The 23,471-nt window shown below is 63.7% G+C and carries 24 protein-coding genes; 11 read left to right on the forward strand and 13 right to left on the reverse strand.

Annotation, left to right across the window (positions count from 1 at the left end; all coding sequences use genetic code 11):
- The first annotated feature begins 51 nt into the window (after positions 1–51).
- From HX817_RS30865 to HX817_RS30910, 10 genes are all read left to right on the forward strand, one after another.
- Positions 52–1,401: an MFS transporter gene (locus tag HX817_RS30865; RefSeq protein WP_008433139.1), complete on the forward strand. Its 1,350-nt coding sequence runs from the start codon at positions 52–54 to the stop codon at positions 1,399–1,401.
- Between the two features lie 8 nt (positions 1,402–1,409).
- Complete coding sequence (locus HX817_RS30870; protein WP_003208292.1) at positions 1,410–1,802, forward strand: Rid family hydrolase; 393 nt, start codon at positions 1,410–1,412, stop codon at positions 1,800–1,802.
- 147 nt (positions 1,803–1,949) lie between these two features.
- Complete coding sequence (locus HX817_RS30875) at positions 1,950–2,870, forward strand: ABC transporter substrate-binding protein (protein ID WP_102369481.1); 921 nt, start codon at positions 1,950–1,952, stop codon at positions 2,868–2,870.
- Positions 2,867–3,985: a phosphotransferase gene (locus tag HX817_RS30880; protein WP_177042370.1), complete on the forward strand. Its 1,119-nt coding sequence runs from the start codon at positions 2,867–2,869 to the stop codon at positions 3,983–3,985. Before HX817_RS30875 ends, HX817_RS30880 begins: the two co-directional genes overlap by 4 nt.
- On the forward strand, positions 3,982–4,854 hold the full coding sequence (locus HX817_RS30885) for a sulfurtransferase (RefSeq protein ID WP_177042373.1): 873 nt from the start codon (positions 3,982–3,984) through the stop codon (positions 4,852–4,854). The genes HX817_RS30880 and HX817_RS30885 overlap by 4 nt, the downstream gene beginning before the upstream one ends.
- Positions 4,855–4,980: 126 nt before the next feature.
- Positions 4,981–7,128 carry a TonB-dependent siderophore receptor gene (locus HX817_RS30890; RefSeq protein ID WP_177042375.1) on the forward strand — a complete coding sequence of 716 codons (2,148 nt, stop codon included), beginning with the start codon at positions 4,981–4,983 and terminating at the stop codon, positions 7,126–7,128.
- A 12-nt stretch (positions 7,129–7,140) separates the two neighbouring features.
- Positions 7,141–7,977 carry a 5'-nucleotidase, lipoprotein e(P4) family gene (locus tag HX817_RS30895; RefSeq protein WP_003208300.1) on the forward strand — a complete coding sequence of 279 codons (837 nt, stop codon included), beginning with the start codon at positions 7,141–7,143 and terminating at the stop codon, positions 7,975–7,977.
- 15 nt (positions 7,978–7,992) lie between these two features.
- Entirely contained in the window at positions 7,993–8,559 is a 567-nt protein-coding gene (pnuC, locus tag HX817_RS30900) for a nicotinamide riboside transporter PnuC (RefSeq protein ID WP_102369486.1), read from the forward strand.
- A gap of 38 nt (positions 8,560–8,597) precedes the next feature.
- Positions 8,598–9,329, forward strand: coding sequence for a UTRA domain-containing protein (locus HX817_RS30905; RefSeq protein WP_177042377.1), 732 nt, complete (start codon positions 8,598–8,600; stop codon positions 9,327–9,329).
- Between the two features lie 106 nt (positions 9,330–9,435).
- Positions 9,436–12,906, forward strand: a complete 3,471-nt coding sequence (locus tag HX817_RS30910) for a hypothetical protein (protein ID WP_177042379.1) — start codon at positions 9,436–9,438, stop codon at positions 12,904–12,906.
- Positions 12,907–13,052: 146 nt separating this feature from the next.
- Here the strand turns inward: HX817_RS30910 and HX817_RS30915 are convergent, their stop codons facing one another.
- The 13 genes from HX817_RS30915 to HX817_RS30975 all read right to left on the reverse strand — a co-directional run bounded on the left by HX817_RS30915 (position 13,053) and on the right by HX817_RS30975 (position 22,424).
- The gene (locus tag HX817_RS30915; RefSeq protein WP_177042381.1) at positions 13,053–14,099 is read right to left on the reverse strand and encodes an EscU/YscU/HrcU family type III secretion system export apparatus switch protein; all 1,047 of its coding nucleotides are present in this window, start codon (positions 14,097–14,099) and stop codon (positions 13,053–13,055) included.
- Positions 14,100–14,102: 3 nt separating this feature from the next.
- The gene (gene sctT / locus HX817_RS30920; RefSeq protein WP_003208312.1) at positions 14,103–14,915 is read right to left on the reverse strand and encodes a type III secretion system export apparatus subunit SctT; all 813 of its coding nucleotides are present in this window, start codon (positions 14,913–14,915) and stop codon (positions 14,103–14,105) included.
- Positions 14,916–14,921: 6 nt separating this feature from the next.
- A complete protein-coding gene (gene sctS, locus HX817_RS30925) occupies positions 14,922–15,191 on the reverse strand; it encodes a type III secretion system export apparatus subunit SctS (protein WP_003208314.1) in 270 nt (89 codons plus the stop codon).
- 10 nt (positions 15,192–15,201) lie between these two features.
- Positions 15,202–15,855, reverse strand: coding sequence for a type III secretion system export apparatus subunit SctR (gene sctR / locus HX817_RS30930; protein WP_003208316.1), 654 nt, complete (start codon positions 15,853–15,855; stop codon positions 15,202–15,204).
- Positions 15,852–16,853 (reverse strand): type III secretion system cytoplasmic ring protein SctQ, encoded by a 1,002-nt coding sequence (gene sctQ / locus HX817_RS30935; RefSeq protein ID WP_177042383.1) that lies wholly within the window; start codon positions 16,851–16,853, stop codon positions 15,852–15,854. Before sctQ ends, sctR begins: the two co-directional genes overlap by 4 nt.
- Positions 16,850–17,299 (reverse strand): hypothetical protein, encoded by a 450-nt coding sequence (locus HX817_RS30940; protein WP_177042385.1) that lies wholly within the window; start codon positions 17,297–17,299, stop codon positions 16,850–16,852. The genes sctQ and HX817_RS30940 overlap by 4 nt, the downstream gene beginning before the upstream one ends.
- Positions 17,300–17,857: 558 nt before the next feature.
- Entirely contained in the window at positions 17,858–19,180 is a 1,323-nt protein-coding gene (locus tag HX817_RS30945; protein ID WP_102369491.1) for a FliI/YscN family ATPase, read from the reverse strand.
- The gene (locus HX817_RS30950; RefSeq protein WP_008433162.1) at positions 19,177–19,755 is read right to left on the reverse strand and encodes a FliH/SctL family protein; all 579 of its coding nucleotides are present in this window, start codon (positions 19,753–19,755) and stop codon (positions 19,177–19,179) included. Before HX817_RS30950 ends, HX817_RS30945 begins: the two co-directional genes overlap by 4 nt.
- Entirely contained in the window at positions 19,748–20,365 is a 618-nt protein-coding gene (locus HX817_RS30955; RefSeq protein ID WP_177042387.1) for a type III secretion protein, read from the reverse strand. Before HX817_RS30955 ends, HX817_RS30950 begins: the two co-directional genes overlap by 8 nt.
- Positions 20,362–21,144, reverse strand: coding sequence for a type III secretion system inner membrane ring lipoprotein SctJ (sctJ, locus tag HX817_RS30960; RefSeq protein WP_003208326.1), 783 nt, complete (start codon positions 21,142–21,144; stop codon positions 20,362–20,364). The genes HX817_RS30955 and sctJ overlap by 4 nt, the downstream gene beginning before the upstream one ends.
- Before the next feature lie 4 nt (positions 21,145–21,148).
- Positions 21,149–21,586, reverse strand: coding sequence for a hypothetical protein (locus HX817_RS30965; RefSeq protein ID WP_003208328.1), 438 nt, complete (start codon positions 21,584–21,586; stop codon positions 21,149–21,151).
- 9 nt (positions 21,587–21,595) lie between these two features.
- Complete coding sequence (locus HX817_RS30970; protein WP_003208330.1) at positions 21,596–21,826, reverse strand: hypothetical protein; 231 nt, start codon at positions 21,824–21,826, stop codon at positions 21,596–21,598.
- A gap of 31 nt (positions 21,827–21,857) precedes the next feature.
- On the reverse strand, positions 21,858–22,424 hold the full coding sequence (locus tag HX817_RS30975) for a type III secretion protein (protein ID WP_177042389.1): 567 nt from the start codon (positions 22,422–22,424) through the stop codon (positions 21,858–21,860).
- A gap of 48 nt (positions 22,425–22,472) precedes the next feature.
- On the opposite strand from HX817_RS30975, the gene HX817_RS30980 reads away from it, so the two are divergent.
- Positions 22,473–23,237 carry a tetratricopeptide repeat protein gene (locus HX817_RS30980; RefSeq protein WP_177042392.1) on the forward strand — a complete coding sequence of 255 codons (765 nt, stop codon included), beginning with the start codon at positions 22,473–22,475 and terminating at the stop codon, positions 23,235–23,237.
- Positions 23,238–23,471 lie beyond the last annotated feature (234 nt).

Here is a 23,471-nt window from a genome sequence, read left to right on the forward strand (position 1 = left end):
CCACTCCCTATTGACTGCTGCCTCACTACAATTATTCCAGAGGGCAATATCATGGGCGAAGTTCACGCTTCCTCGATTCATCAAGGGTTTCCCGCCGACCGTGCATCGGCTGAACCCTCACGCAAACGGCTGACCAAAGCGGTCGTCGGCGTGACACTGGGCAATATGGTCGAATGGTTCGACTTTGCGCTCTACTCCTCTCTCGCCGGCATCATCGGCAAGACGTTCTTCCACAACGACAACCCGACCACCCAGTTGATGGCGATCTACGCCACCTTCGCGGCGGGCTTCCTGATTCGGCCACTGGGCAGCCTGGTATTCGGTCCCATTGGCGACAAGTTTGGCCGGCGCACGGCGCTGTCGCTGAGCATCACGCTGATGGCCGTCGCAACCTTCGCCATTGCCTTGATCCCGAGTTACGCGAGCATCGGCCTGTTTGCGCCCGTCCTGTTGATTCTCATGCGTCTGCTCCAGGGCCTGTCGGCGGGTGGCGAGTACGGCGGCTCCTGCACGTTCATCGCCGAGCATTCGCCGGACGAGCGACGCAGCTTTTTCACCAGTTGGCTGGAATTCGGCAATATCTCCGGGTTCCTGCTGGGCGGTGCAGTGGTCAGCCTGTTTACCCTGGGCCTGGGCGAACAAGCCATGCAGGACTGGGGCTGGCGCGTGCCCTTTGCGATTGGCGGCCTGCTCGGCCTGATCGCCCTCTACTTGCGCCTTGGCCTGGAAGAAACACCAGTGTTCAAGGAAATCCAGGCCAACGAAAAACTGCGAAAGGCGACGGGCGCCGAACCCAGCCTGTTCAGCTTACTGGTCAACGAATGGCCGAAAATCCTGCAATGCATGGGCCTGGTCACCGTGTTCAACGTGACCTACTACATCATCCTCGGGTACATCCCGGGTTATCTGGAAAACGTACTCGGGTACAGCAATACGTTCGCCAGGAACCTGGGGATGGCCGCGACGCTGTTCATGCTGGTGTTGATCCCGGTTTCAGGCTTGCTGGCCGACCGACTGGGCCGGAACCGGATGATCATTACCGGCTGCGTGCTGCTGATCGTCATGGCGTTCCCCTGCTTCATGCTGCTGCATACCCAGAGTGTCGGGTTGCTGCTGGCCGCCCTGCTGATCCTGACCCTCGCCCAGTTGTTTTTTGAAGGAGCGATGCCGGCCACCATGACTTCGCTGTTCAAGGCCCGCGTGCGCTACAGCGCCCTCGCCTTGAGCTACAACGTCGCGGTCTCGCTGTTCGGAGGCACGGCCCCGCTGATCAATACCTGGCTGATATCGATCACCGGCAACCAGATGATTCCCGCCTGGTACCTGATCGGCGGTGCCGTGGTCGGCCTGATTTCGATCCTGTTCGTCAAGGACTCCACCGGTAAACCCCTCCCAACATGAGAACCACCATGACCAGTAAAACCACAGCGCGGCAAACTATTTCCTCGGGCGGTCAGTACGAAAACGTGTTCGGTTATTCCCGCGCCGTTCGCGTGGGCAACCACCTGCACATCTCCGGCACCTGCGCCTCACCCGATTACGAACACAGCAATGCTTACGAACAGGCCCAGGCCATTCTCGTCACCGTCAACAAGGTGTTGGCCGAGGCGGGCATGGGCCCTGAAGACGTAGTGCGCACCGTGGTCTACCTGCGGGATATCAACGATGCCGCCTCCGTCGCCAAGGCACACAGCGAGGTGTTCGACGCCATTCGCCCGGCCAGCAGCCTGATTCAGGTGGATTCGATGCTGCGCCCCTGGCAGAAAGTCGAAATCGAAACGTACGCCATCGTTGCCGATTGACCCAGGCGATGAGTAAAAAACCGCGGCTTGGGCCGCGGTTTTTTTTGGTCCCGGTTATATCCATAGCAATAAACGATATTGGTATATACCAGATTGCTCCCTTATAAATCGCCCCCATCAAAAGACTGCAGGCTGGAGAAGCAAGCGATGGTGTCGGTAAAGGTAATGCTGGAGTACTTTCATCCCTGGCCGAATTCGGCGGGTTTGTACCTGGCGCGGGAACGCGGCTGGTACGCCGAGCTGGGCCTGGATGTGGAGTTGGTGGTGCACGACCCCTACCGTGGCGACACCCTTGAGCACCTGCTGACCGGCGCGGCGGACTTCGGCATTTTCCCCAGCAACCGCCTGCTGGTCCGGCGCGGCCAGGGGCAAGCCCTGCAAGGCATCGCGGCGATCAATCATGCGGGCCTTGAGTCGATTCAAACCCTGACCGACTCCGGCATCCGCCGCCCACGAGACCTGGTGGGCAAGCGCCTGGCGCTCAACCCCACGCCACGGGGTTTGGCGATGGTGCGTCACCTGGTGAGCAACGACGGTGGCGACCCTGATGGCGTGATCCTGGTGGACAGCGGCGTACGTGAGTTGCGGCCCGAACAGTTGGCCGAAGGCATCGCCGATGCCAGTTTCGGCGGCTACTGGGCCTGGGAAGCGTTGATGCACAGCCCCATCGAAGCGGAACGCCGGGTGGTGTTGCCGGTGGATCAGATTGGCGCACCGGCGTATCACAGCTACCTGTTGGGCGCCCACGAACAAACCCTCGCCGAGCAGCCCGGGTTGGTGCGTGATTTCCTCGCGGCCACCGCCCGTGGCTATCTCGCCGTGGCCGAAGAGCCAGCCATCGCGCTGGCGGCCTATGAGCACACCACACCGTATTTCCCGGCGGAATTGCTCAGCGCATCCCTGCACAAAATCGCTCCGACCTGGCTGCATGACGGTCGTTGGGGCGAGCAACGCCAGGCGCTGCTGAAACCTTATGCCGAGTGGCTGCACGAGCACGCGGTGCTCGACAATCCGCAGGTGTGGCAAGGGGCAACCAGCAACGCCTATCTGCCCGGGGCGACGGCATGAATCCACAACGCACCGCCCATGGCCTGGGGCTTGATCCGGTAGCTGCCGACTGGCCAGCGCTGCACGAAGCAGATATCCAACAGTTGCTGCACGAGTACCCGCAACTGGGTCAACTGCGCAGTTTGCATTGGCACAGCCCGCGACCGTTCTCCGCTGCCGGGCTGATCAATACCGGCAGCGCCACCCTGTTCGTCAAACGGCATCACCGACACGTGCGCCAAGCCGCATGGCTGGAAGAAGAACACCGCCTGATCGCCCACCTGCATCGCCACGGCGCACCGGTTGCCGCAGTGGTGCCGAACCGCCACGGTGCAACGGCCACGACGCAAGGTGAATGGACCTACGAGATTCACCATGTCGCCGAGGGCCTTGACCTGTACCGCGATGCGCTGTCGTGGTCGCCCTTCCAAAGCACTCAACATGCGCAGGCGGCGGGTGTGGCGCTGGCTCGATTGCACATCGCAGCCGAGCACTACAGCGCACCCCGCCGTCAAACAGAAGTGCTGCTGGCCAATGCCCGGGTGATCGAACAACCCGCGCCACTGGCCGCGATCGCCAATACCCCGGCGCTGACCGAGTACCTCGCCGACAAGGATTGGCACACACGGCTGACCGAGCTGCTGTTGCCCTGGCACGCGCCCCTGCAACCCTTGCTGCACCAACAACCGGCGCTCTGGACCCATAACGACTGGCACGCCTCGAACCTGCTGTGGCATGCAGACGGCAACGTCGCCAGCGTGCTGGACTTCGGCCTCGCCGACCGCACCTTCGCCCTCTACGACCTGGCAACCGCCATCGAACGCAACGCCGTGCCCTGGCTGGACCTGGACAGCGGTGGCCTGGCAGCAGCGGACCTCGACAGCGTCGACGCATTGCTCACCGGCTATCAACGGGGCCGGCCATTGAGCGCCCAGGACCTGCACACCCTGAGCGCCCTGCTGCCGTTGGTGCATGTGGATTTTGCCCTGTCCGAAATCGCGTACTACCAAGGCGTAGTGGGTTCCACCAGCAGTGCCGACGTGGCCTATCACGCCTACCTGCTGGGCCATCTGCAGTGGTTTGCCGGTGCCCAGGGGCAACGATTGCTCAACCACCTGCGGCGAAAATCCGTATGAGTATCCTGGTCGATACCGATTGGCTGCATGCCCACCTCGGGGAGCCCGGGCTGGTGATACTGGACGCCACCGTCGTCCTGCCGTCCCCGCGTTTTGACGGTGATTACCGGGTCGCCAGCGGTCATGCCGGTTGGCTGCACGCACATATCCCCGGCGCACGGCATGCCGACTTGCTGACCGATCTGGCCGACGTTCAAGCGAGCTACAGCTTCGCCCTGCCAACACCACAAGCCCTGATTCAGGCACTGGCGAATCTGGGTGCAGGCGTCGGCAGCAACGTGGTGATCTACGATCGCGCCGACGGTTTCTGGGCCGCACGCCTGTGGTGGATGCTGCGCGGGCTGGGCATTCACGCCGGCGTGCTGGACGGTGGTTTCAACGCCTGGCAACGGGCGGGGTTACCACAGCACAGCGGGCAGCCTGCAAACACACCCGTCGTCGAACCCTGGCCGATCAGCACCTACGCACCACTGTGGATCGACCGCGCAGGCGTTGAGGCGGTGGCCGCAGGACAAGCACCCGGCGTACTCGTCTGCGCGTTGGGCAGCGCCTTGTTCGACGGCACCGCAGCCACCCGCTACGCCCGGCGCGGGCACATTCCCGGCAGCCACAACCTGCCGGCACGCACGCTGTTTGATGCACAGGGTCGCTACCTGCCCAAGGACGCCCTGGCCGTGGCTATCGGACCCACGCTGCTGCACGGCGACGGTCCATTGATTCTGTACTGCGGCGGCGGAATTTCCGCGGCGGCCAACGCCCTGGCCCTGACCCTGCTGGGTCGCCAGGACCTCGCACTCTACGACGGCTCGCTGCAGGAATGGGCCGCCGACGCACGCTTACCAATGACTACCGGAGCAGCTCCGGCCTGACGCCCTTTGCGGCGACCCCGGCTTTTTAATTTCGTACTGGCAACCCGTCCGTTGCGCAGCGCTGGGCCCCTTTGCGCCCAATAAAGCGCGAGGCGCCAGCGGGCAGGCCCTTGGAGCGCTCCTTTTATGGCAACACCGTACCGTCACACCCTGCTCGCCCTGAGCATCACCCTCGCCGCCACGGCCGCCCACGCCCAGGACGCGACCCTGGACACCGTCACCGTAGTCGGTGAACAGGCCACCGACTACCAGGCGAAAAAGGCCGCTGTCGCCGGCTTCGATAACGCCCCGCTGCTGGACACCCCGGCCTCGGTGGCGGTGATCACCGAGGCTCGCCTGAAAGACCAGCAAGCCCGCCTGCTCAGTGAAGTATTGAAGAATGACGCCTCGGTCGGCGACAGCTATGCGCCGGTGGGTTACTACGAGAATTTCGTGGTGCGCGGTTTCTCGTTGAACCCGGCCAGCAGCTACAAGATCAACGGTCGCACCATCACTGGCGAACAGAACGTCGCACTGGAAAACAAGCAGCAAGTGGAAGTGCTCAAGGGCCTGTCCGGGCTGCAAAGCGGCGTGTCCGAACCCGGCGGCTTGATCAACTACGTAAGCAAGCGCCCGGAGAACGTGCGCTCGGTGACTGTCTCCACCAACGAACACGGCGAGCGCTACCTGGCCACCGACGTCGGCGGCTGGCTCGGTGCCGAGCAGCAGGTGGGGGTGCGGGTCAACCTGGCCCACGAAGACATCCGTTCCTACGTCGACCACGCCGACGGCCAGCGGGATTTTGCCTCCCTGGCCCTCGACTGGAACATCAGCCCCAACGCCCTGCTGCAACTGAACGCCGAATACCAGAACCGCGAGCAACGCTCGGTGCCCGGATACCAATTGCTCGGCGGCACCACCGTGCCCCACAACGTGTCGCCACGGGATCTGCTGGGCTACCAGAGCTGGTCGAACCCGGTGGGCATCAAGTCGCTGAACCTCGACGGCCTGTTCGAATACCGCTTCAACGAGGCCTGGAAAGCCAGCTTCAGCGCCTCCCGCAGCCGCGTGGTGATCGACGACTACAGCACCTTCGCCTGGGGTTGCTACGGCGCCGCCAGTTGCGCCAACACCGCAGTGCCCAACCACTTCAGCGCCGAGGGCGACTACGACATCTCGGACTACCGCAGCCCCGATGACACCCGCAGCAACGAAGAAGCCCAGGCCGCCCTCAACGGCCAGTTCGACACCGGTTTTCTCAAGCATGACCTGACCTTCGGCACCACTGCCTTCCGCCGCCTGGTGGACCGGCGTGAATCAGTCAACGAATACATCGGCGAGGGCAATATCTACGAAAAGCCGCCGGTGCTTGACCCCTACGAGGGGCCGCTGGGCCATACCTACCGGCGCCTGGACAGCCGCCAATACGGGCTGTTCGCCAGCGACCGCATCAGCTTCAACGAGCAGTGGCAAACCATTCTCAGCGGGCGCCAGGTGCGCCTCGACGAAGAAACCTACGACCAGACCGGCGACACCACCCGCCATACCCAGCGCAGCGTATTCCTGCCCCAGGTGGCGCTGATCTACAAGCCGCGCCCGGACACCACCCTGTACGCCAGCTACAGCAAGGGCCTGTCCCTGGGCGGCACCGCGGCATGGTTCAGCAGCAACGCCGATGAGGTATTGCCGCCGACCACCTCGCGCCAGCTGGAAGTGGGGATCAAGCGTGACTTCCAGCGCCTGAGCCTGACCGCCGCGCTGTTCCAGATCACCCAGGACCTGCAATACAACCGGCCCAACGATGACGGCAGCATCACCTTCGTGCAGCAAGGCCAGCAGAAGAACGTCGGCCTGGAGCTTTCGGCCAATGGTCGGGTGACCGACAACCTGCAAGTGTCCGCCAGCGTGGCGGCGATTCGCGCCCGGGTGAGCGGCAGCGGCACCGACGACTACGACGGCCACCAGGCGATCAACGTACCCAAGCTGCGCGCCAGCCTGCACGGCGACTACAGCATTCCCGGGATCAAGGGCCTGGCCCTGCTCGGCGGCGTGCAATACAGCGGCAGCAAGTACGCGAACCGCGAGGCCAGCGTGAAGGTCGACGACTATGCGGTGTTCGATGTCGGCGGACGCTACAGCACCAAAGTCGGTGATTACGATACTGTGCTGCGCCTGACCGTCGACAACCTGTTCGACAAACGCTACTGGCGCGATGTGGGTGAATCGGCGGGCGATGGCTACCTGTTCCTGGGCGCGCCACGCACCGCGCGGTTATCCGCCACCGTCAATTTTTGAGGCTGACTGTTCATGCGTAATCTGATTTTTGCCAGTGTGTGCCTGCTCTCCACCGCCCTCGTCGGCTGCCAGCAGCAACCGCCCGCCAACGACCAGCTGGATGCGGTGCTGTGGACCCAGACCTCCATCGAGCACGAGCTGATCTACCGCCAGGTGTTCGCCAACGCCACTCGCCAACTGGACGTGGCCCTCAAGACCCCGGACTGGGACGCCCTGCCCTTGCCACCGCGCAATCTGGCCGGGCTGCCGCCAGCGGTGATCGTCGACATCGACGAGACCGTGCTCGACAACATCCCGCTGAATGCCCGGGACGTCGTCAACAACCAGGTCTACTCCTACGACCGCTGGAACACCTGGGTCGACCAGGCCAAGGCCCAGGCGCTGCCGGGCGCCGTGACGTTCCTGCAGGCCGCCAAACACAAAGGCATCACGGTGTACTACATCACCAACCGCGAGCAAAGCCAGGTCCAGGCCACCGTCAACAACCTGCGCCTGCGGGGCTTTCCGGTGGACAGCGAGCAGCAGGTACTGGCTGCCGGCACGCCCATTGGCGGCTGCGAACACGCCGGCTACGGCAAGAACTGCCGACGCCAATGGGTCGCCCAACACGCCCGCGTGCTGATCCTGGCGGGTGATTCCCTGGGGGATTTCGTGCAGGCCGAACACAACACCCTGGACGCCCAGCGCAAGGCCGCCGAACCCTACCTGGGCTGGCTCGGCCAGCGCTGGTTCGTGCTGCCCAACCCGACTTACGGCAACTGGTACAGCGCGCCGTATGGCGACCAGGAAAAACTGCCCTTTGAACGCAAGCGCCAGCTCAAGCAACAAGCGCTGCACCTGCAAAACTGACCCTGAGGGGACCGTATGACGCCGCTGGAAATAGTCGCTGTGATCTTCAATATCGCCGGGGTGTGGCTCACCGCCCGACGGGTGCGCTGGTGCTGGCCGGTCAGCGTGGTCGCGGTGTTGCTGTACGGCTGGATCTTCTTCGACGTGAAGCTGTATTCCGACATGCTCCTGCAACTGGTCTTCGCTGTGTTGCAGGGCTACGGCTGGTGGCGCTGGAGCACCGGGCGCATCGACGCGGGCAAGGTGCGGGTGGAACGGCTGCCGGTCCAGGAAGCATGGCGGCACCTGCTCGCCGGGGTGATCGGTGCGCTGCTGCTGGGCGCCGCCATGCACCACTTCACCGATGCCGCACTGCCGTGGCTGGACTCGCTGCTCACCGCTTTCAGCCTGGTGGCCAGCCTGTGGGCGGCGCGCAAGTATGTGGTGAGCTGGTGGCTGTGGATCGTGCTGGATACGGTCTACGTGGGGCTGTTTGTGTACAAGGACCTGCAACTGACCGCCGCGTTGTATGCCGGGTTTGTGGTGCTGGCGGCGTATGGGTTGGTGTCGTGGCAGCGTGACCTGCGCCAACAGGAACGGTAGAGTCACGCCCACGCCAGGCCTGCACACGGAACCCCAGGATGCCTTTCGACCCGATTTCACCCCACTACCAGCGCATTCGTGAACAGATCGCCAACGATATTGCAGCGGGTGTGCCCCAGGCCGATGAGAAATTCCCCTCCGAACGGGAAATGATCGAGCGTTTCGGCTGCACCCGGGTCACCTTGCGCCAGGCCTTACAGCAGCTGGAAGCCGAAGGCCTGGTGTACCGGGAAAACCGTCGCGGCTGGTTTGTCAGCCCCCGGCGCATCCGCTATGACCCGACGCGCATCAGCGGCTTCATGGATTACGTAAGTGCCCAAGGCCGTACGCCGCGCACCGAATGCCTGCACGCAGAGCTGCGCCCCGCGGGCGACTGGCTGGCCAGGCGGATGGGCCTCGCGTCGGCGGATGAGCCGATGTTTTTCCTGCAACGGCGGCGCTGGATCGACCGACGGCCGGTGTTGCTGGAGTTCAACGCGCTGCTGGCCAGCTGGTGCCCTGGGCTGCTGGAGGCTGACCTGAATACCTCGCTGACCCAACTGCTGCGGGAGCGGTTTTCCCGGGTGCTGTCGCGGTGTGAGCTGGAGATGCACATTGGCACGGTGAATGAAGAACAGGCCGAGTTGCTGCAATTGTCCACCGGTTCCACCAGCGTGTATCTGGAACGCTTGAACTTCGGCGAGGATGACCAGCCGGTGGAGTTTGACCAGGAATTCTGGCGTCCGGATGCATTGTCCGTCGTGATGGAGACGCGCTACCCCGGGACGTGAATTTCACACCTGTGAAAGCTTGTGACTTGTTGCCAACGAACCCGTTTTCACTCGCTTGCAGCCCCTACTATCGAGTCCTCGTGCGCCCCTCACATGGACTGAACCGATGATCACCCGCCCCGAAAAATCCGCGTCGCCCCGCGTCGATCAACCCAACGCTCCCGAGCGGGTTTTCGACGCCGTCCTGAACAAAGCCAAAATCCTTGCCAGCACCGGGCCGGGCGACAAAACCCTTAAGCCCGAGGACTACAAGGAAGTCACCGCCCTCCCGGCCAAGCTCGACATCGACAAGCTCAAGGTCATTTCCGAAGACAAGGACGCCGGGGTGATCTACTTCGAACAGGACGGCGCCAAATACAAGATCAGCGCCGAGGGCGCGGCCAACGCCCAGGACGGTTTCGACGTGCTGAAAAACCTGCGCTTCGGCCATGCCGTAGCCCCGGTCAACCAGGGCGGGCCCGACGAAGGTACCCCGCTGTACGCCTTCCTCCAGACCCTGGCCGAAACCCAGGGCACCCCGGCCGGCAAGGCCATCGTCGAAAGCCTGAAGAACCCCGACCAGCAACTGCTGCGCGAAGACGGCGACGGCGTGCGCCTGGCCAACATCAAATCCGTGGGCAAGGCTGAAGACGGCATCCTCAAGGTCAGCCTTGAAAACGGCAAGACTCTGGTCATTTCCGAATTGCTCACGCCCCAGGCGTTCAGCACCTACACCCAGGCCGGGGTGACCAAGGAAGCCCTCAATGACGGCAAATCCAAAGGTTATGAAGAAGTCACCAGCCTGCCGGGCGACCTCGATTTCAGCCAGTTGAAAGTGGTGTCCGAAGACAGCAGCGCCGGAGTGATCCTGTTCGAACACCAGGGCCACAAGTACGCGATCAGCAAGTCCGAAGCCGACCTGCCGCAGCCCGGCGCCGACCTCAGCAACCCCAACCCCAACGCGGGCGGCACCTTCTACAACTTCCTCCACGCCGTGCACGCCAGCGAAGGCTCGCAGGCCTTCGACTACATCAAGAACGCCCAGTCCCTGCCCGGCCAGGAACTGCTGCGCAAGGACGAGGCCAGCCTGAAGCTGGGCGACATCAGCAAGGTCGACGCGCCCATGGACGGCATCCTGGTGGTCAACCAGGCCGACGGTAAACTGCTGGTGGTGTCCAAGGACATCACCCCCGAAGCCTTCGCCGCCTACACCAGCAAGGGCCAAACCCTGGCCGGCATCGAAAAGGCCAAGGGCGACGGCTACACCCTCGCCGCCCCGGACGCTTACCTGGCCTCCACCGAAGACATCATGAGCGTCGGCGGCGCCGGTGATTATGGCCCGGGCCTGATCGCCTTCACCCAGCACAAGCCGGGGGGCAGCGAAGAGAAAATCGTGGTGTCGGAAGACAGCAACCCGCAGATGTTCGAGCAGATTTCCAGCTACCGCAGCGACATCGCCGCGCAAACCACCGACGTCGACAAGCTGCGCACCGACAACGGCCTGCCGCCCCTCAAGGACGTCTCCGTCGACAACCTGACCACCACCGAGAAAGATGACAGCGGCAACCCGCTGTCGGTGCAGGACCTGTCGATGAAAACCCTGGTGGACAGCTACCGCGCCGGGGTCAAGGACGGCAGCATCGGCAAGGACGACCCGCGCGCCAAGTTCCTGCGGGCGGTGGAAGCCAGGAGCATGGCCGACAATGGCATGTCGATCATTCCCGAGCACGGCTTCGGCAACCAGGGCATCGCCACCACGCCCATCGACGTGACCTCGCGGGATGTACGCGACAACATCTTCGACACCAAGGCCATCGACCAGACCATCAACGACCTGCTCGGCGACTCGACCATCCAGCACGACATCAAGGCCAACCACGACGCAGCCCTGGGCAAGGTCGACGGCGGCCAGGCGAAAGTCGATGAGACCAGGCAGCGCCTGATCGACAGCACCTCCTCGGAGAACTTCACCCAGTACATCAAGTCCCTGCAGGACAGCGGCAAGACCGAACTGGCCACCCAGGAAATCCAGACCGCCTACACCGCCCTGGCCGATATCGACCCGGCCAAGGCCGACAACTTCCTGCAAAACCTGCAGATCGACGGCTACACCGATGCCGTTGAAAAGCTGATGGACGATCCCACCAAGATCTCCGACGACAACACCGCCCTGGCCACCACCGACAACACCATGGCAATCCTGTCGATGCTCAAGGGCAGTGCCGACGGCCTGCCGCGCCAGGCGCTGGGGGTGTATTCGAAGTTCGTCGACCAACTGCTCAAGGACAAAAACGCCGCCGCCGATTTCGGCAAGGCGATGATTTCCCTCGGCGACACCTGGCAGAAAAACGGCGTGATCAGCTTCAGCGACATCGACAAGGCCGTGAGCAAGGAGATCATGCCGGGCCTCAGCGAAGAGAACCGCAGTTCGTTCGTGAAGAACCTCAACTTCCTCAAGGACAACGGCGTACTCGGCTCAGTGGGCGGCGCGATCGGCATGGGCCGTATCGTCTACCAACTCGCCGGACAAGGCGGCAAGCTGGCGGATACGCCGATGAAACGCCTGGGCATCGCCAACGACTTCCTTGGCTTCCTTGGCACCGGCTCGCACTTCGCCACGCTGGGCCTGAAGGTCTACGACAAGTTGCGCGGCACCAACGCCTACAAGCTGATGGGCTTCGACCGTTCCCTGCCCGACCTGTGGGCCAAGCCTGGCGAGGGGTACCACGCGCTGCCCAAGGACGCCGAGGCGGTGCAGAAAAAGTACTTCGAGATCGTCGACCAGGCCATGGACGACGGCAAGGACGTGGGCAAGGCCCTCAACAGCGGCGGCTGGAGCGACGAAGGTGCGGCGAAGATCCAGGAAGGCATTGAAAAAGGCATTGCCAGCCGCGGCGGCGTGGCCGGGGCCGGTTTTGGCGCGAAGTTCGCCAGCAGCGCGATCAAGGTGATCGGCATGGCCACCGACGTGGCAGGCGGCGTGATCAGTGTGGTGCAGGCGGCGTTTACCTTGCGTGATGGTGTGCGCGAGAAAGACCCGGTGAAAATCGCCTCGGGCTCACTGTCGATGGCCGGTGGTGTCAGCAGCCTGGTGGGCGCGGCCGGCGGCGTGCTGGGCACGCTGGGGGTGACCGGGCGGATCATTCCGTTCCTGGGACCGGTGGGTTTCTTGATCTCCGGCGCGTTGTCGTTTGTCGGGGCGATCTTGAGCACGGTGCAGTCCCACAAGCTGCACAAGATCTCGATGCAGAACTGGGACCAGATCCAGGATTTCAAGCAGGACGGGCTGCTCAAGCCCAACGGGGATGAAGCGTACGTGTGGTTGCAGACCTACCTCTCCGACTGGGGCCAGCGGGATGCGCCGCAGGACCAGAGCATTTTTGATTTCCGCAAGGAAGAGTGGGATGCGCGGTCGAGTATCCGCGGGGGCGACCATCGGCGGGACCACCCGGACTTTATCGGGGACGGGAATAACCGTAACTCAGAGGACTACAAGTACTCGCTGAAACCGTCGGAATGGACCAATGAGAACCACGACATTATCTGGCGGGTGGGGGATGGGTATGGGGGTGAGTACCATGATGTGGACAAGCCATAACTGAACTCCCTGACACCCGGCAGAACCCATGTGGGAGCGGGCTTGCTCGCGAAGGCGGTGGGTCAGTCAACATTTTCAGTGACTGACACACCGCCTTCGCGAGCAAGCCCGCTCCCACATTTTGATCGGTGTTCGGCTCAAGATCGTCAGATCAACCGCGCCGCCACCAACCAGTCCGCCACCGCCTGGAACGAAGCATCCGGCACCGGATCCCCCGGCACCGTCTTGCGCGCAATCGCTTCCGCCAAGCCCTTGTCCGGCGCTTGCGGTATCCCTAAATCAAACGCCTCCTGCAACATCCCCAACGCTTCCTTCGGCGAAGCGCGGCACACCACCACCGGCACCGGCGTTTCACCACGCACATAACGCACGCCTATCACCCAGCCATCGGTGGTGCCGATCATCATCGACGCCCGGCCCAACCCCAGCTTGGTGGCCAGCGCCTGCATCTCCTGGCGCTGGCGTCGCCGTTCGCTCTTGATCAACGGGTCGCCGTCAATGTCCTTGCGCTCGCGCTTGGTCTCGCTGCGGGTCATTTTCATGTCGCGGCCGAACAGCCAGCGTTGCATCAACACATCCACCCCGCCCACCAGGATGAAGGCCGCGAGTACGGTAAACACCAGCGGCTTGAGCACCAGGAAAAACGTCGACTCGATACACCCCGCGCCACACCGCGACGACTCCATCAACGCCTGCAACGCATGCCGCCCCACCACGTAGAACGCCACGGCCAGCACATGCACCTTGATCAGGCCCTTGATGAATTCCACAAAGTTGCGCAGGGCAAACAGCTTCTTGAAGCCTTCCGCCGGGTTGATACGCTTGAACTCCGGCTTGATCGGCTCCACGGAAAACACAAAGCCACGCATGGTGATGATATTGGTCAGGATCACCACCCCGGTGGTCACCGCCATCACCGGCAGGGTAATGCCGATCACCAGTTGCTCGGCATGGTCCAGCACCCGTGGCCAAACCGTGGCGAAGGGTTCGATGTAGATCTGCGCAGTCAGGTCGATCAGCGCCGTGACCTGGGCCTGGGCCCGGGGCGCGAGGATGGAAATGCACAGGGTGCAGAACAGGATGACCATGCCCGAGACCAGGTCCTGGCTCTTGGCGACCTGGCCTTTCTTTCGCGCGTCCTTGAGTTTTTTATCCGTGGCCGGCTGGGACTTCTCTTCGCTGGTATCGCCCATGCGCTACTCCATGCCCGCCAGGGTTTTCAGCAGCTCCACCGTGCCGCGAAATTCCGCCAACTGGTCCAGCATCAACGGAATCAGGAAGCCGATGTAGATCACCATCAGGATCGAGAAAAACAGGTTTTTCACCGGCAACGACAGGTCGAAAATATGCAGGTTCGGCGCCATCCGCGACAGGTACGCCAGCATCAAATCAGTGACCAGCAGCGAGATGATCAGCGGCGACACCATCAGCACCCCGACGCGCATGATCTGGTCGAGAATCGACAACACCGCCAGCAACGCCGAGCTGGCAAATACCGGGGTAAACGCGGTCACCGGCCACAGCTGGTAGCTGTGGTAATAACCGTCGACCATCAGGATAAAACCGCCGGACATGAAGAACAGCGTGATCAACATCACCGTCAGCAAGGTGGACATCACACTCGACTCCCCGGTGGACAACGGGTCCACCAGTTGCGCCATGGTCGAACCGCGCTGCAGGTCGATCAACTCCCCCGCCACTTCCGCCGCCCAGAACGGAATGCCGAACAACAGGCCGATCAGGATGCCGATCAGGAATTCCTTGATCAGCAACCCGGCGATAAACAGGCTGCCGTGGTTGGGCATCGAGGTCATGGCGTCGAACACCGGCATGAACATCGGGATCGAAATCGCCACGGCCACGCAGCCGCGAATCATCCCGGTGAGCCCGAGGCGGTTGAACGCCGGGGTGATCACCACCACGCCCATGGCCCGGCAGGCCGCCAGCGAGGCCGAGCTGATCACCGGGTAGGCGACTTCGAGAAACTGTGCGGTAAGGCTGGCATCCATGGGCGGTCAGCGCGTCCACAAGGGGAAATTGTCCAGCACCTGGCTGCCGAGTTCCGCCACTTGCCCGGCGAGCACCGGGCCGAGGAACACGATAGTCAACAGCACCGCCACCAGCTTCACCACCTGGGGCAGGGTCTGGTCCTGGATCTGGGTCAGCGCCTGGAACAGGCCCACGCTCAAACCCACGATGATCGCCACCCCCAGCGCAGGCGCGGAGAGCATCAGCACGGTCATCAGTGCCTGTTTCATCAATGACAGGAAAACGTCCTGGCCCATGGGTCGTGCCTCAGCCGTAACTCAGAATCAAACCGTGCATCAGGCGCGACCAGCCGCTCAATGACACGAACAGGAAGATTTTCAGCGGGATCGAAATCAGGTTCGGCGAGACCATCGACATGCCCATCGCCATCAGCACGTTGGACACCAGCAAGTCCACCACCAGGAACGGGATGTACAGCAGGAACCCGATCTCGAAGGCCCGGGTCAGCTCCGAACTGACAAACGCCGGGATCAGCACCACCAGGTCGTCATCCCGCAGGTCGGCACGGGCTTCCGGCGACCAGATGGTCTCGGTGGCCTGCACAAAAAAGCCGCGCTCGGACTCGTTGGCAAACCGTGCCAGGTGCGCCTGTAGCGGCGGGCGCAAGGCGTCGCCGAGGTCCTTGAGTTGCTCGACGTGCTCGATATTCAGGTCGCGGCCCTCTACCTGGCGGTACATATCGCCAATCAACGGCGTGGTGACGTACACCGAGAGAATCAGCGCGATGCCGTACAGCACCAGGTTCGGCGGCGTCTGCTGCACGCCCAGGGCGTTGCGGATCAGGAACAGCACCACCGAGATTTTCATGAAGCCGGTGAGGGTCACCACCGCCAACGGGATCAACCCGATGGTGGCAACCACCAGGATGATCTCGATCAGGTTCGGCTGATAACCGGTCATGGGGTGGCGAAACTCAGCAGGCGCACGCCCAGGCCGTCACCGATTTTCACCAGCTGGCCCTGGCCGACGCGGCGGCCGTTGACCATCAGGTCGACGCCATCCACGGTCGGCGTATTCAGTTGCAGCAGGCTGCCCGCCCCCAGTTCCCGCAGTTGCGCCAGGGTCAGTTCCAGGCTGCCGACCTGGCACACCAGCTTGAGGGGCAAATCGTCCAGGGCCGCGGCGGCATCGACGTCAGTCATTGTGTTCTCCATGTCCAAAAGGGGCGTGTTCAGAGGTTCCTGCACCTGCAGCGACGAGCCGTCGCGCTGGCAGCGGGCTTGCAGGCGGCCCTCAAGGTCCAGCAGCCAGCCGCTGCCGGGTTCGAGCATCAGCACATCGCCGGGCTGCAGGCTGCGCAGCTCGCCGAGGCTCAACCATTGCCGCCCGGCCACTACCGACAGCGTGTGGCGCAGCGCCGGCAACGGGTCGGCGTCGATCTGGCCGTGCTGCTCCAGCAACTGGCCCACCAGCACTGCAGCGCTTTCACTCAAGTCCAGTTGGGCGGCCATTGGCGGGTTGTTGCCGAAGGTCAATGTCAGTGCCAGATGCACTGCATAAGGCCGCAGGTCGTCACTGGTTTCGAGCAGTTGCACGGGGTGGCCGAGCAACGGTTCGAGGCGCTCGATCAGGTCCAGCACGGCCAGTTCCAGCAGCAGCGAACGCGGTAATGCCGGCAGCACTTGCGCGTCGAACTGCAACGCCAGCGGCACCAGTACGTGTTCCAGGGCGGCAGCCGAGAGTCGCAAGCGCACCGGTGACTGGCCGAGCAACAGCAACACATCCCGAGGTGTTTTCAGCGGCTGGGGATCGGCGGCCCAGGCGACGCTCAGATCCTGCCCGGCGCAGCGGCCCTGCCACGCATGGCGCCGGCGGTGCAATTGGTTATGCAGCGTGAGCAGCGCCGGGTCGTAGTGCTCAAGCCAGGGCGCCAACGGGTCGGCAAGGGCCACGATCATGTGCCGAGTCCTTGTTCTTCACGCAGCTCGCCGGCCACCTGTTCGCTGCTTTCACGGCCGTCCAGCAGGCTTTGCCAGGCATCGGACTGGCGCTGGCGGCTCAGGCGCTCCTGACGGAACAGGTCGCGCTCACGCTCCTGGGTTTGCAGGGTACTGGACACGTGGCTGACGTCGCCTTCAAGCACCTGCTCATCGTCGGCCAAGCCCCGCAGGCGATCCTGGGCGGCCTGCCAACTGGCCACCGACAGGCCTTCGGTCAGCGAGGCGTAAATCTCGCCGGCTTCATGGGCAATGGCCTCACGGTGCAGGCGCAGTTGTTCCTTGGCGTCGGTCAAGGCGCCGTGGGTTTGCGCGCAGCGTTGCTGTTGCGCCGCCAACTGGCTCGCCGCCCGCTGTTCGCGCAGCACCCGCAGGGTTTGCAGGGTGCGCAGTTGTTCAGTCTTCATCGGTTCTTTTCTCCATCGTCATACCAACAGCGCACTCACTGAGTGCATGAAGATCGAATGTGGGAGCTGTCGAGCCCCGGCGAGGCTGCGAAAGCGGTGGGTCAGGCAACATTGATGTTGGCTGTGCTGACGCCATCGCAGCCTCGCTGAAGCTCGACAGCTCCCACACTGGAGCTTGCTGCGCTTTCGGACTCATGCCAGCACCTGGCGCATGCGGATCAAGGTGTGCATGAAGATCAAGTGTGGGAGCTGTCGAGCCCCGGCGAGGCTGCGAAAGCGGTGGGTCAGGCAACATTGATGTTGGCTGTGCTGACGCCATCGCAGCCTCGCTGAAGCTCGACAGCTCCCACACTGGAGCTTGCTGCGCGTTCGGGCTCATGCCAGCACCTGCCGCCTGCGGTTCAGGGAGTGCATGAAGATCAAATGTGGGAGCTGTCGAGCCCCGGCGAGGCTGCGAAAGCGGTGGATCAGGCAACATTGATGTTGGCTGTGCTGACGCCATCGCAGCCTCGCTAAAGCTCGACAGCTCCCACACTGGAGCTTGCTGCGCTTTCGGGCTCATGCCAGCACCTGGCGCATGCGGATCAAGGTGTGTTCGGGGCTGCTGGGTTCGTCGGCGTTCTGGCGCAGGAAGGCTTCGATTGCCCCATGGCGGGTGATCGCTTCGTCGGCCAGGGGGTCGCTGCCGGCGGAGTACTCGCCGACGCGGATCAGCATTTCGATCTCGCCGTAGCGCGCCATCAATTCACGGATGCGCATCGCCAGACGCTTGTGTTCATCACCGGCGACCTGCTCCATCAAGCGGCTGCGGCTGCGCAGCACGTCCACCGCCGGGAAATAGTTGCGCTGCGCCAGTTCAGCGCTGAGGGCGATATGCCCGTCGAGGATCGAACGCGCTTCCTCCGCCACCGGATCGCTGGCGGCGTCGCCTTCGGTGAGTACGGTGTACAGCGCGGTGATGCTGCCGGCAGGGCCCGGGCCGGCGCGCTCGAGCAACTTGGGCAAGGTGGCAAAAAACGACGGCGGATAACCGCGGCGGGTCGGCGGTTCACCCACGGCCAGGCCGATTTCGCGCTGGGCGCGGGCAAACCGTGTGAGGCTGTCCATCAACAGCAGTACATTGCGGCCCTGGTCGCGGTGGTACTCGGCCAGGGTGGTGGCGACAAATGCCGCGCGCACCCGCTCGGCGGCCGGGCGGTCGGAGGTGGCGACGACAGCAACGGTGCGTGCGCGGGCCGTGGCGTCCAGTTGCACGTCCAGCAGTTCGCGCACTTCCCTGCCCCGCTCGCCGATCAAACCGATGACAATCACATCGGCCTCGCTGTTGCGGATGATGCTCGCCAACAAGGAGGATTTGCCCACACCGGGCTCGCCGAAGATGCCCATGCGCTGGCCCTGGGCGAGGGTCAGCAAGCCGTCGATGGAGCGGATGCCCAACGCCATGGAGCGCACGATCAATTGCCGGGAGAACGGGGCCGGTGGCTCGGCATGCAAGGGGTAGGTCTGCAGGTTCAGGGTTGGCGGTACACCGTCACCGTCGAGAAACTCGCCCATGGGGCTGATCACTCGCCCCAATTGCGCATCGCCCACGGCCACACCCAGGCTTTCGCCGGTGGCAGTGATTTGCGTGCGGGTCGACAGGCCTTCCATGGAACCGATGGGCGACAGGATCGCTTCGTCGCCATCAAAACCGATCACTTCGGCGCTGAGGCTGCGACCACTGACCGGGTCGCGCAGGTGGCATAGCTCACCGATGCTCGCGCCCGCCACGCTGGCCCGCAGCAACACCCCGCGAATGCTCAGCACCGTGCCCTGCATCGGACGCAAGCGGGCCTGGGACAGCCGCTCGGTCAGGCGCGGCAGCAGTTGATCGAGGTTCATGCCACGCCCTCTTCGGCAAAGGGCAACAGGCTGCGGCGCAGGCTTTGCAGTTGCGCCTCCAGCCCCAGCTCAACCGAACCCGCCGGGCTGCTCAGGCGGGCCTGGCCGGCGCCCAGTTGCGCATCGGCCTCCACGGCGATGCCGTCCTTGAGCAACTGTGGGCGCAGGGCATTCACTTCGGCGGGCGGCACCCACAACGTCAAGGCCTGGCCCTGGCGAAACGCGCTCAGGGCCTGGCGTGTACAACGCACCACGCGGTCGGTGTCATCCAGTTCGCCGAGTACTTCACGCACGATGCCCAGGGCCAGGTCCGCCAGCGACGCCTCAAGCCCGGCCAGGTAATGCTGGACTTGGGCCTGGGTTTCCAGCAGCAACTGTGCAACCTGTTCGGCACCTTCGCGGCGCGCACTTTCAAAACCCTCGGCGCGGGCGGTGTGCAGCCATTGGTCGCTGTCGGCCTTGATCTGCTCGGCGTGCGCCCTGGCGGCTTGCACAAAGGCAAAGCCATCGGTCCATAACGCCGCTTCATCGGCGCGCAAAATCCGCGCGGCCGGACGGCTGGGTAATTCACTCATGGGCAAGCTCCTCGGCGAGTAACCGGGCGGCGACGGTCTGGACGATCTCCAGGTCGCGGGGCAAGCGCCCGCTGTAGCCCTTGGGTGCGACAAACCGCAGGGGCAGCCAGCCTTGCAACTCGGCAGGCTGGGCTTGCAGCCAGGCGGCGACACAGGTGAGGCCATCGCGGTCGATGGCGTCGATCAACTCGGCGGGCTCGCGCAGCAGGTCGGCCGCGCCGCCCAACTGCCGGTGCGCGAGGGCCAGGGCAAAGGCTTCCTGGCCAAGGCCCTCGCGCAATTCATTGACCACTTCGCGGCGGATCTCCCGGCTCAGGGTGGAGCCATGCCAGATCGCACCACACAGCCTGGGCAGACGCGCAAATTGCGCCGGGCTCAGCAGCAGCACCGGCAAATCAGCGGCGGGCGGCGTGACCAGATGCGCCAGCGGCGCCAGCTGATAATGGCTGGCCAGCAGTTGCACCAGCCGCGAGCGAAAACGCGGCTGCCCATGCAGGGCTTGCAGCACCTCGACCGGCAGGCCTTCGCCAAAACACTCGCCAAGGCTTTGCTCGCGCACAAACTGCAACGGCTGGGCGATCAGCCCCTGCCAACGCTCAACCAGGCTCATTCACCCTCCTTGAGCACATACAACGCCTGGGCCTGGCGCCGCGCCCATTGCTGGCGGGCCAATACACCACCCGCGCCGAGGGCGAGCAGCAGCAAGCCACCGAACAGCAACCGCGCCTGGTTGAGGTTGTCTTCCAACAGCCACAGGCCCATGAAACGCGCGAGTCGCGGTTGCGCCGGGTTCTGGCTGATGGACACCGCGGCCTTGATCGCGGTCACCGACACACCGTCATAGCTCAGGCCGGAAATGCCGTTGGCCACCAGGGTCTTGATCTGCGGAATCAGCGTGTTGATGTCGGTGCCCGGGTCGTAGCGCACCAGCACCGAGGCCGACGACGGCGAAATCACCCGCTTGAGCAGGTCATTGTCCGGCAGCACCACGTGCACCCGCGCCGAGACGATGCCGTCGATCTGCGACACCGAGTGGGACAGTTCTTCGCTCAAGGCATAGATCATCTGCGCCCGCTCCTGCACCGGCGACGACACCAGGCCATTGCCCTTGAACACCTCGCCCATGTTGGAAAAGCTCTGCTGCGGCAGGCCGGCGTTGTCCAGCAGGGTCATGGCCTCGGCGAAGCGCTGTTCGTCGACCACCACTTTCAACTGGCCGTTGTCCTGCACCTTGCGCGTCGCCGGGATGCCGTCGCGCAGCAGCACCGCGACCATGGCGTTGGCGTCGCGCTCGCTGAGGTTGGTGTAGAGGTCCATGTCGCAGGCCTGCAAGAGGCTGGCGAGCACGCCGATCAGCAGCAGGCGCAGGGCACGATTCGGGCTTGGCATGGCGTTATTGACCCTTGAGCAGCGTGTTGGCGGAACCGGAAATCTGCGTCGCACCGCGCACCACCATCTGGGTTTCGATGGAGTAGTCGAACATCTTGCCCAGTGAATGGACGATCTGGTCGACCTGCTGCTCGGCGACTTTCTTGCCCGGTTCTGCGGTGGGCGAGGCACCCGAGGTGCGGATATCCGCAGCGGCCACTTGCGGCGGCGCCGAGGGGTTATTGGTGAGCAAATCGGCGCGCTCGGAAAAGGTCCTGGAGCGGTCGATAAAACTGTTCAGGCGCTCCATCAGCCCCGAGCCGATCTGATGGGGGCTGGCGCCCTCGGGCATGCCCTTGGCCGTATTGGCCATGTGCTCGAACAGATTCTGCGAGGCCCCGGCGGGCCCCGCGCCGGCGGACGGCGGCAAGGCCGTGGCGCTGGCAGCGAGACTGATGGTCATGGGTGTGCCCTACTCTTCGTCGTCATCGGACATGGCGTCATTCAGCATTTCCTGGGCCTTGGGCATGATGATGAATTGGCCGCCGATGGTGACCGCCTGGGTGATCAGGGCATCGGTGAATTCGGCGTCGGTCATCTCCGGTTTATCGGCGCTCTTGGCGTTGTCCACCGCGGCGTTGAACTTGGCTTCAGGGCTGGCGCCACCGGGGGCGAGGTTGCTGTCTACGGCGGTTACGGACATGGTCATGCTCCTTTACTGGGGTTGGGGTGAATCAAGGGGTTTCAGTGCTCACCTGGGCGCCGCGAAACACCCGCACGCCGTGCTCGCGCGCCACGACAGGCGCGGCGGCCTTGGGCTGCAGGTGATCCACATGCTGCTGGACCAGCGCCAGGTACGGCGGCGGCCCGGAGACGAAGACTTCATCGCCCTCGGGGCCGTTACGCATCGACAACTGCTGGCCGAACACATCGAGGTTGTTCAGATAGGCCTGCAACTGATCCAGGTTCAGGGCGTTGGCCTTGAACAGCCTGGTGGTGATTTCATCGCTGGCATTGAGGTACAGCAGGTTGCCGTCGAAATACCAGGTCAGGCCATTGGTGCTGCACAGCGTCTGCAAAAACTCCCCGGCGGTGGCTGCACGCACGGTGCTGCGGGCCTTGCCGCGGACCTTGTCGGAGAGCACCAGCGGGATATCGAGGTTGTGGCCGAACTCTTCGAGGGCGGCGCGCACGTCCTGGTCCACCAGCACATAGGCGTAGGGTTTGGCGAACCATTCGGGCTCGTCGTCGGCGTGGGCGATCGAGGCACCCAACAGCACCGACAGACATAGGAGCGCCATGGAAAATATGCTTACATGACGTCCGCCTTCGCCCAACGAGTTGTGACGATGACCAAACACTTTTTGCTTGCCGGCAGCCTGTTGCTGGCTGCCTGCTCCAATACTGCGCCGAGCGATTCCGACCGCTCGCTGAAGCTGGCCGACGACCTGAACAAACGCGGCGACTACGCCAGCGCGGCGGCGCTGTACGAACGTGCGGCCCAGCAACCGGGCGCAAGCATCGACTTGTGGCTCAAACTCGGCCAGGCACGGCTCGACGGCAACGACGCGGTCGGTGCCGAGCGCGCCTTCCAACAGGCCCTCGGCCTCCAGGCGCACAACGCCGACGCCTTGCTGGGACTGGGCACCGCGCAACTGCGCCTTGGCAAAAGCCAACGCGCCGTGACGGCCCTGGGGCAAGCCGCAGAGGCCAGCCAGTCGCCGGTCGCGTACACCCGATTGGGCATCGCCCACGTGCTGAACGGCCAGGCGGTGACGGCACAAACCGCGTTCGCCAAAAGCCTGAGCCTGCAACCCGACGACCTCGACAGCCGCTGCAACCTGGCCCTGGCCTACGCCCTTGGCGGCCAGGCGCAACAGGCATTGGACACCATCGCCCCCGTCACCCAATCGCCCCGAGCGTTGCCACGGCATCAGCGCAATGAGCTGCTGGTGCTGGTATTGGCGGGATACGAACAACGGGTGGCCAGCTTGCCGCTGGACGATATACCGGCGGCTGAGCGCGCACGCCTGATCACGGAAGCCAACCGCATCAAAGCCATCAGCGATCCGATTGCGCAAGCGCGGGAATTGGGGCTGGTGGATACGCACTAAATCCAACTGCTTTTGATCTTGCTGTTGCCCTGCTTTTGACGTTGCTTTTGATCTATCAGGCCCCGTTAAACCACGCTGGCCGAACGCAGGCTTTGGAGCGTGGGTAACCCGGCAGGACGCCGGGTTAGCCGCGCTGGGCCAAGGATGGCCCATCGCGGCGGCCCACGGTCCAAAGCCGGAGTGAGGGCACACCGAGCCTAAGCGAGGTGCCGAGTGGTGGGGCAAAGACCTTTT

Origin of the sequence: Pseudomonas sp. C6002 (assembly GCF_013385805.1) — a bacterium.
Classification (GTDB): domain Bacteria; phylum Pseudomonadota; class Gammaproteobacteria; order Pseudomonadales; family Pseudomonadaceae; genus Aquipseudomonas.